The organism is Paenibacillus rhizoplanae, from assembly GCF_042684125.1.
GTDB lineage: Bacteria > Bacillota > Bacilli > Paenibacillales > Paenibacillaceae > Paenibacillus_AQ > Paenibacillus_AQ rhizoplanae.
Genome location: NZ_JBHUKY010000048.1, coordinates 1 through 7,955, shown reverse-complemented (window position 1 = coordinate 7,955; position 7,955 = coordinate 1). Strand labels below are relative to the sequence as shown.

The following is a 7,955-nucleotide window of genomic DNA, read 5'->3' as shown; positions in this document are numbered from 1 at the left end:
GAGGTGGAAGTGCAGCAATGCATGGAGCTGACCAATACTAATCGGTCGAGGGCTTATCCAAATTTCTAACACGCAGATTCATTTCGGATTCAGTTTTCAGGAATTAATTTCCTGTGCGGATTTACATGGCTACCATTAATTTGGAGAGATACCCAAGTGGCTATAAGGGGACCCTCTGCTAAGGGGTTAGACTGCGTAAGCGGTGCGAGGGTTCGAATCCCTCTCTCTCCGCCATTATAAATCCAATACTTGTAGTGTGGCGGCGTAGCTCAGCTGGCTAGAGCGTACGGTTCATACCCGTGAGGTCGGGGGTTCGATCCCCTCTGCCGCTACCATACATACCCGGAGGCTTAGCTCAGCTGGGAGAGCATCTGCCTTACAAGCAGAGGGTCGGGGGTTCGAACCCCTCAGCCTCCACCATTTTTATGTTTGAATTGTGTTACTTTACACCGTGCCGGTGTAGCTCAACTGGTAGAGCAACTGACTTGTAATCAGTAGGTTGGGGGTTCAAGTCCTCTCGCCGGCACCATTTTTACAACAAATTGTGGAACCGTGGTGTAGTTGGCCTAACATGCCTGCCTGTCACGCAGGAGATCGCGGGTTCGAATCCCGTCGGTTCCGCCATTTTTTTGGTTTCAGGCTTGTTTCATGGCTCGGTAGCTCAGTCGGTAGAGCAAAGGACTGAAAATCCTTGTGTCGGGGGTTCGATTCCCTCCCGCGCCACCATTATGGAGGCTTAGCGAAGTGGCCAAACGCATCAGACTGTAAATCTGCTCACGTACGTGTTCGGTGGTTCGAATCCATCAGCCTCCATCCCTTTTTATGAGCCATTAGCTCAGTTGGTAGAGCACCTGACTTTTAATCAGGGTGTCGAAGGTTCGAATCCTTCATGGCTCATCTTAAGTAAACGGTCATCACCTTAGGGTGGTGGCCTTTTTTGTCTTTGGGGGAGCGTCAAAGTATGTTCGGAAGTGCTACTTCCGCATTTTGCAGCAAAATATGATAAAATAAGCGAAAAAAGCAAAAGTGGTGGAGAATGGTGATGATGGATAGTGAGGTTCTGCGGCAAAAATTGGAGCAACTCACCGGAAAGAGAACCGGAATCAAGCAGCTGGGGAGACAGCATTCCGCTTCACTTTTTGGTATAGCTACGGATAAGGATCAGGAACCGCCAGTCCTTCATGAGGGTTACCTATGGGTTCCCCTATATGAGAATGATGGCCGTGTTACAGCAGTGTGGGTAGAGACAGAGGGGCTGTCGCCACTGGAGCTGCAGCTGGTGAATTACGCCGGACGCAATTTTGCGGTAGCACTGAAGGCAACCGGGTTCAAAGAAGAAGGAGAGATGGAGGCGCGGCAGCTTAGCGGCTGGCTGAACGCACAACTGGAGCAGGAGAAGGACGACGCAGAGATTCCGGATGAAATCTCGCTGAAGGGCCGGCTGTTCGGGGATATGATTCCCTTCATGCTGGTAAGTGAGAATGTTCATAATCCGCAAATGACGTATCGTTCGTTAATGAAGTTGCTGCGTAGTTATTTTGAGAATGATGTGCTGCTAATTCCCTTGCTGGATAAGGAATGGCTAATTTTGGCCCGCAAGGAACTCCTCACAGGCGGAGATGATAAAGAGGATGAGGAAGAAAGTGAGGAGGATCTGCTGTCACAGACTTCTATGGGGCTGCATGAACTGATTGCCAGTGAGTGGGTTGGTGTCTTTCATCTGGCGGTCTCGCCGGCCATTGTTCCGGTCAAAGGGTTGACAGGAGCGGTAGCCTTGCTGCGGGAGACTATTATTCTCGGACGGATCTTCCAGGTAGGCGATTATATCCATCTGCCGTGGGAGCTTCATATGGAGCGGCTGGTTAACAGTATTCCTGATGACCGGCGGAGACAGCTGCTGGGCCAGATCGGCGATTACACGGCAGTACTGGCGGATAAGGAAATGCTGCTGACGCTGGAGACTTTTTTTGAAATGGACTGCAATGTCAGTGAAACCGCCAAGAAGCTGTATATCCACCGGAACACACTGCTCTACAGGCTGGACAAAATCAAACAGGAGACCGGTGCCGATGTCCGCAGCTTTGGGGATGCCGCAATTGTGAAGTTGGCGATGTTATTGTATAAAGTGACGAAAAGAAAATAGGTTTTTTGTGAACCTTGCAAATAGCCATCGGGCCAGGTCTGGGGTAAGATAAGTGTACAAGAAAGCGTTTGATTTTTTATTCCAATAATAGACTCGAGGGGGAAATACAATGGCAGGCGTACGTTTAGAGCATATTTTCAAAAAATACCCGGGTTCCGATAAAGCAACAGTAATCGATATCAATCTTGATATTAAAGATAAGGAATTCCTCGTACTGGTTGGACCTTCCGGTTGCGGTAAATCCACAACCCTGCGTATGATCGCTGGTCTGGAAGAAATCTCTGAAGGCAAAATGTACATTGGTGACCGTGTAGTGAATGACGTTGCTCCTAAAGACCGTGATATCGCGATGGTATTCCAATCCTACGCCTTGTACCCGCACATGAGTGTATATCAGAACATGGCTTTCGGTCTGAAACTGCGCAAAGTGAAGAAAGAAGAAATCGACAAGAAAGTGCGCGAAGCAGCCAGAATCCTGGATATCGAGCATTTGCTGGAACGCAAACCTAAGGCACTGTCCGGTGGTCAACGTCAGCGTGTCGCTCTAGGCCGCGCGATTGTCCGTGATCCACAAGTCTTCTTGATGGATGAGCCTCTTTCCAACTTGGATGCTAAACTTCGTGGTCAGATGCGTGCTGAAATCACTAAGCTGGTGAAACGCCTTGAAACCACTTGTATCTATGTAACGCATGACCAGACAGAAGCTATGACAATGGGTGACCGTATCGTAGTTATGTACGATGGTATCATTCAGCAGGCTGCTTCCCCTGAAGAACTGTACAATGAGCCTACGAACCTGTTCGTAGCCGGATTTATCGGTTCCCCTACAATGAACTTTATCAACGGTACGCTTTCTGAAGTGAGCGGCGCTGTCCGCTTCCGTGCAGAGAACCTTGATGTTGAAGTTCCAGGCGGCAAAGCTACAATCCTGCGCAACAAAGGCTTCATCGGCAAAGATGTAATTATGGGCGTTCGTCCAGAAGACATCCATGAAGAGCCTGTGTTCCTGGAAGCTTCCCCTAACACAATCTTCACTTCGTTGGTTGATGTTACTGAGAACCTTGGTCATGAAATGCTCCTCTACTTGAGCGGTCTTGGCACTAACACTGTAATTGCGCGTGTAGATGGACGTTCCACTACCCGTGAAGGCAGCAAGCCTAGATTGGCAATTGACATGAATAAGGTCCACATCTTCGATAAAGAATCCGAACTTAACATTCTGCTGGGTTAATATCTCTGCAGGGTGAACATGGTTTATATTGAGAAAGCCGCCTGAATAGGCGGCTTTTTCTTGTAAAGAGCATGATGAAACGGGACGATAACGGCGGGGTATAAGATTGCAATCACTGGCGTTATCCATTAAGATAGCAGGAGAATTACCTGTAGCTGGAATGGATAAAGATGTAACCGGTATGCGGGGAAGCGGCATGAGCCGCGGGTGACGAAAGGACGGACATATATGGCTAAAAAGGTAAAAGTATCGGAATTAGTGCAGCATTTTCAATTAGAGGTTGTATCCGGACATGAAGGTCTGAAGAGACCGATCACAGTGGATGATTTGAACCGTCCCGGGCTGGAAATGGCCGGTTATTTCGAATATTATCCGGAAGAACGTGTGCAGCTGCTGGGCAAAACAGAGTTGGCGTTCTTCTCTATGCTCTCAGAGGAGGAACGAAAAAGCCGGGTTCGCGGAATTTGTAACGACAATACGCCATGTATTGTGATTACACGTGGGCTGGACATTCCCCAGGAGTTTGTGGATATCAGCAACGAGAAGGGACTTCCGGTGCTGCGCAGCTCGATGGCGACTACGATTTTCTCAAGCAGACTGACCAGCTTCCTTGAGGGCAGACTGGCACCGACAGCAACAATTCACGGTGTTCTCTGTGATGTATATGGGGTAGGGATGCTGATTACAGGTACCAGCGGCATTGGTAAAAGTGAAACAGCGCTGGAACTGGTTAAACGCGGTCATCGCCTCATTGCCGATGATGCGGTGGAAATCCGCCAGACCTCGGATAATCAGCTTCATGGTACCGCACCGGAATTAATCCGTCACCTGCTCGAAATCCGTGGTGTAGGGATTATTAATGTTATGACGCTCTTTGGAGCAGGCGCTATCCGTAATCACAAGCGGATTACCCTGGTGGTCAGACTGGAAGCCTGGCAGCAGGACAAGCAGTATGACCGTCTGGGATTGGATGAGGAGACGACACGGATTATTGATACCGATGTGCCGCTGGTTACCATCCCTGTCCGTCCGGGACGTAACCTCGCTGTTATTATCGAGGTGGCTGCGATGAATTACCGGTTGAAGCAAATGGGCTTCAATGCTGCGCTGCAATTTACGAATAAACTTACCGCCACCATCTCAGAAGATATGGATGATCTGGATTAGGAGTGTGAGAGCATGTTTTATTCACTAGCGATTGACCCGATTGTCTTCTCAATTGGAACACTGCCGGTTCACTGGTATGGCCTGATCCTGGGTCTTGGCGCACTTACCGGGCTATTCCTATGTATTCAAGAAGGCAAACGCTTCAACATTCCACAGGAGTTCTTCATGGATATGCTGCTGCTGGGCTTGCCATCGGCTATTATTGGGGCGCGGCTATACTTCGTAGCTTTCAAGTGGGAAGACTATAAGGATAACCTGCTCGATATTTTCAAGGTCTGGAATGGCGGTATTGCAATTTATGGCGCCCTGATCGGCGCGATTATCTGCGGGATTATTTATTTCCGCTATAAGGGCTACCCGTTCTGGCGTATCGTGGATATCTGTGCTCCCGGACTGCTTGCCGGTCAGATGATCGGCCGCTGGGGGAATTTCATCAACCAGGAAGCCTATGGCGGTGTTGTAGAGGAATCGTTCCTGCGGGATAAGCTGCATTTGCCGGACTTTATCGTAAATCAAATGTACATAGGGGATGCTTTTCACCATCCGACCTTCCTGTACGAATCCCTCTGGAGTCTGCTGGGCATTCTGCTCCTCATGGTACTGCGCCGCCAGAAATTCGTACGTGCCGGAGAAATCTTCATGTCGTACTTCATCTGGTACTCCATCGGCCGCTTCTTCATTGAAGCTCTGCGCACGGACAGCCTTGCCTTTGACGGCAGCAGCGGTGTGGCAGCCTTCATTAACGGGCTATGGAGTCCGATGAAGTGGATGGGCTTCGAGCAAGGATATCTTGACCCGGCTTACGGGAATATCCGTATCTCTCAGCTGCTGGCGCTATTCATCATTATTGCTGCCGTTGCCTTGATTATTGTACGGCGGGTAAGTGGTCAGCCGAAGGATCATTATTTGGACCCGATCATCAGCACCAAACAGGCGGCAGCGGATGCAGTGGTTCCAGAGAGTGCTGCTAATACGCCTCAGAAGCCTGTTCAGCCGGTGGAAGATCCCCCTGAAGATAAGGAAACAAAGGAGTAATTCAATCAATGATAGAATGCGTGTTATTTGATCTGGACGGAACGATTGTGAATACGAATGAGCTGATCATTAGCTCGTTTATGCATGCGCTGAAGGAGAATAACCTGCCAGTGCTGACCCGGGAGCAGATCATTCCCATGATGGGAACTACACTTCAGCAGCAGCTAGGCGCGTTCTCCGGCCTGGAGGCGAAGGATATAAGCGTGCTGGAGCGGTCTTACCGTTCGTATAACAATGCCCATCACGATGAGCTGGTCCGCTCTTTTCCCCATGTGAATGAGACGATGGAGGAGCTGCTGCGCCGGGGAATCCGGCTTGGGATTGTGACCACGAAGATCCGGCCTACCACGCTCAAGGCACTGGAGATGTTCGATCTGCTGAAATATATGGAGACGATTGTTACAGTGAATGATGTGACTCATCCGAAGCCGCACCCGGAGCCGGTACTCACGGCAGTTGCCAATCTGGGTGTTGATCCGGCCAAGACACTGATGGTAGGCGACAGCGCTGTCGATATTCAGTCTGCCAAGGCAGCAGGAGTGCGTGTAGCAGCAGTGGCCTGGTCGCTTAAGGGTGAGGATGTGCTGCGGACCTATGAACCGGATTACATCATCCATGAGATGAAGGATTTATATACTATTGTGGAGCAGGAGATCATGCAGCCGTGAGAAAGGTAACCCGTTATCCAGTCGAGGGGCATAATTCGCTCTGGCATATTTACCGCACGGTTAGCCCGTGGAAGGGTGTGCGCAATTTTATTTTTATCCAGATTGCCCGCTATTGCCCGGTTCTGCCGCTCAAGAACTGGATTTACCGCCGGGTGCTCGGGATGAAGGTAGGCAAGCATACTGCGTTTGGGCTTATGGCGATGGTAGATGTTTTTTTTCCAGAGAAAATCTCTATCGGAGAGAACACTGTTATCGGCTATAACACCACGATCCTGGCCCATGAATACCTCATCAAGGAGTACCGGCTGGGTGAAGTCATTATCGGCGAGAATGTAATGATTGGGGCTAACACGACCATTCTTCCCGGGGTTACGATTGGGGATGGGGCTACGGTTGCGGCGGGGTCGGTGGTTCACAAGGATGTTGCTGCCGGTTCATTCGTCGGTGGGAATCCGCTGCGTGAACTGCGTAAACAGGAGGAATGATAATGGCTCAAAAGGAAAGAATCCCGCAGCTTGATATTTTTCGGGCAATTGCTATTTTTGCGGTGATCGCAATTCATGCCACTTCACGCACGTTAGCAGAGACATTGGGCACTTCAATGTTCCCCCCGTTTCTGTTCATTAACAAGTTCAGCCAATTTGCGGTGCCTTCCTTTATATTTTTGAGCGGATTCGTCCTGTTCTACAATTATATTGACCGTCCGCTGGGCGGGAAGGTGCTGGCCAAATTCTACAGCCGCAGGCTGATCTATATCATTGTGCCTTATCTTGTGTTTACGGTGCTGTATTTTGGACTCAAAATGACTTCCGGGCATACCTGGGGGCTGCCTCTTCAGGAGCTGGGAGGGAAGTTCTTCAAGTATCTATGGACGGGTACGGCGTATACACATCTATACTATATCATCATTATTATCCAGTTCTATCTACTGTTCCCGCTGATACTCTGGTGTCTGCAGAAAGTCCGGCCTCTCGCGGCTTGGGCTCCGGTGATCGGGCTTGCGCTACAGTGGGGCTTCGTGCTGCTTAACAAATATATGGTGAACCACGGGTATTGGAAGCTGTCCAAGGGTAGTCTGGCCATTACGTATTTCTCGTATTTCCTGCTCGGTGCGGCGATTGCCATCTACTACAGCTCTTTGAAAAAGTGGCTGGTTCCCTCCCGCGAAGGCTGGCGCTCCGGTAAAGGGACAACCTGGGTGGTACTGTGGCTGTTATGGGCGGCTGCAGGAATTGGGCATGTGGTATTGTGGTATAACAACTATACGAAGAAAACAATAATCAATAGTCTATGGTACGAAGGGTTCTCGAATCTGCATGCCTTGCTCTCTTGTCTGGTACTGTTTCAGCTGTCCTTCCTGCTGTACGGGGCAGGACGCAGCGTGCTGAGCAGACTGCTGCTCTCGGCCGGGGCCTGCTCCTTCGGTATCTACCTGCTCCATCCGCTGCTGCTGTTCATGTACCGGAAGCTGCCGTTCCACGGCGGATCGCTGGCCTATACGGCGGCAATAGCGGGCGGCTGGCTGGTGGCCCTCCTGGGCTCCTGGCTGGTGGTTGCGCTTGCCTTCCGTTATGTGAAGCCGGCTTGGATGGTGTTTGGTTCTGCACCGCAGAAGCCGGCAGCAGCGTCTAAGGCGACAGTGTAGAATTAGCGATAGGTCATCTTAAGATAAAATGAAAGCGCCGGCTGGCCGCATCTGCGGCCAGCCGGC

7 protein-coding genes and 8 tRNA genes are annotated in these 7,955 nt (G+C 50.4%); all 15 read left to right on the top strand.

The features are described 5' to 3' along the window. The first annotated feature begins 142 nt into the window (after window positions 1–142). The 15 genes from ACFSX3_RS23020 (at window position 143) to ACFSX3_RS22950 (ending at window position 7,889) form a co-directional block, all read left to right on the top strand. Window positions 143–234 (top strand) — tRNA-Ser (locus tag ACFSX3_RS23020). Window positions 235–258: 24 nt separating this feature from the next. Beyond that, a tRNA-Met gene (locus ACFSX3_RS23015) sits at window positions 259–335 on the top strand. Window positions 336–344: 9 nt separating this feature from the next. Next, a tRNA-Val gene (locus tag ACFSX3_RS23010) sits at window positions 345–420 on the top strand. A gap of 33 nt (window positions 421–453) precedes the next feature. Further along, a tRNA-Thr gene (locus ACFSX3_RS23005) sits at window positions 454–529 on the top strand. 17 nt (window positions 530–546) lie between these two features. After that, window positions 547–624 (top strand) — tRNA-Asp (locus tag ACFSX3_RS23000). Window positions 625–650: 26 nt separating this feature from the next. Beyond that, a tRNA-Phe gene (locus ACFSX3_RS22995) sits at window positions 651–726 on the top strand. 4 nt (window positions 727–730) lie between these two features. Next, window positions 731–813 (top strand) — tRNA-Tyr (locus ACFSX3_RS22990). A gap of 11 nt (window positions 814–824) precedes the next feature. Further along, window positions 825–897 (top strand) — tRNA-Lys (locus ACFSX3_RS22985). A gap of 145 nt (window positions 898–1,042) precedes the next feature. Continuing rightward, on the top strand, window positions 1,043–2,143 hold the full coding sequence (locus ACFSX3_RS22980; RefSeq protein ID WP_379313305.1) for a PucR family transcriptional regulator: 1,101 nt from the start codon (window positions 1,043–1,045) through the stop codon (window positions 2,141–2,143). Window positions 2,144–2,252: 109 nt separating this feature from the next. Next, window positions 2,253–3,374 (top strand): ABC transporter ATP-binding protein, encoded by a 1,122-nt coding sequence (locus ACFSX3_RS22975; RefSeq protein WP_209994494.1) that lies wholly within the window; start codon window positions 2,253–2,255, stop codon window positions 3,372–3,374. 228 nt (window positions 3,375–3,602) lie between these two features. Beyond that, window positions 3,603–4,541 carry an HPr(Ser) kinase/phosphatase gene (gene hprK / locus ACFSX3_RS22970; protein WP_209994491.1) on the top strand — a complete coding sequence of 313 codons (939 nt, stop codon included), beginning with the start codon at window positions 3,603–3,605 and terminating at the stop codon, window positions 4,539–4,541. A gap of 12 nt (window positions 4,542–4,553) precedes the next feature. Then, window positions 4,554–5,576, top strand: a complete 1,023-nt coding sequence (gene lgt / locus ACFSX3_RS22965) for a prolipoprotein diacylglyceryl transferase (protein WP_209994490.1) — start codon at window positions 4,554–4,556, stop codon at window positions 5,574–5,576. Window positions 5,577–5,584: 8 nt separating this feature from the next. Continuing rightward, window positions 5,585–6,244 carry a pyrophosphatase PpaX gene (gene ppaX / locus ACFSX3_RS22960; protein ID WP_209994489.1) on the top strand — a complete coding sequence of 220 codons (660 nt, stop codon included), beginning with the start codon at window positions 5,585–5,587 and terminating at the stop codon, window positions 6,242–6,244. Then, window positions 6,241–6,729, top strand: coding sequence for an acyltransferase (locus ACFSX3_RS22955; protein WP_209994488.1), 489 nt, complete (start codon window positions 6,241–6,243; stop codon window positions 6,727–6,729). Before ppaX ends, ACFSX3_RS22955 begins: the two co-directional genes overlap by 4 nt. Before the next feature lie 2 nt (window positions 6,730–6,731). After that, entirely contained in the window at window positions 6,732–7,889 is a 1,158-nt protein-coding gene (locus tag ACFSX3_RS22950) for an acyltransferase (RefSeq protein WP_209994486.1), read from the top strand. Window positions 7,890–7,955 lie beyond the last annotated feature (66 nt).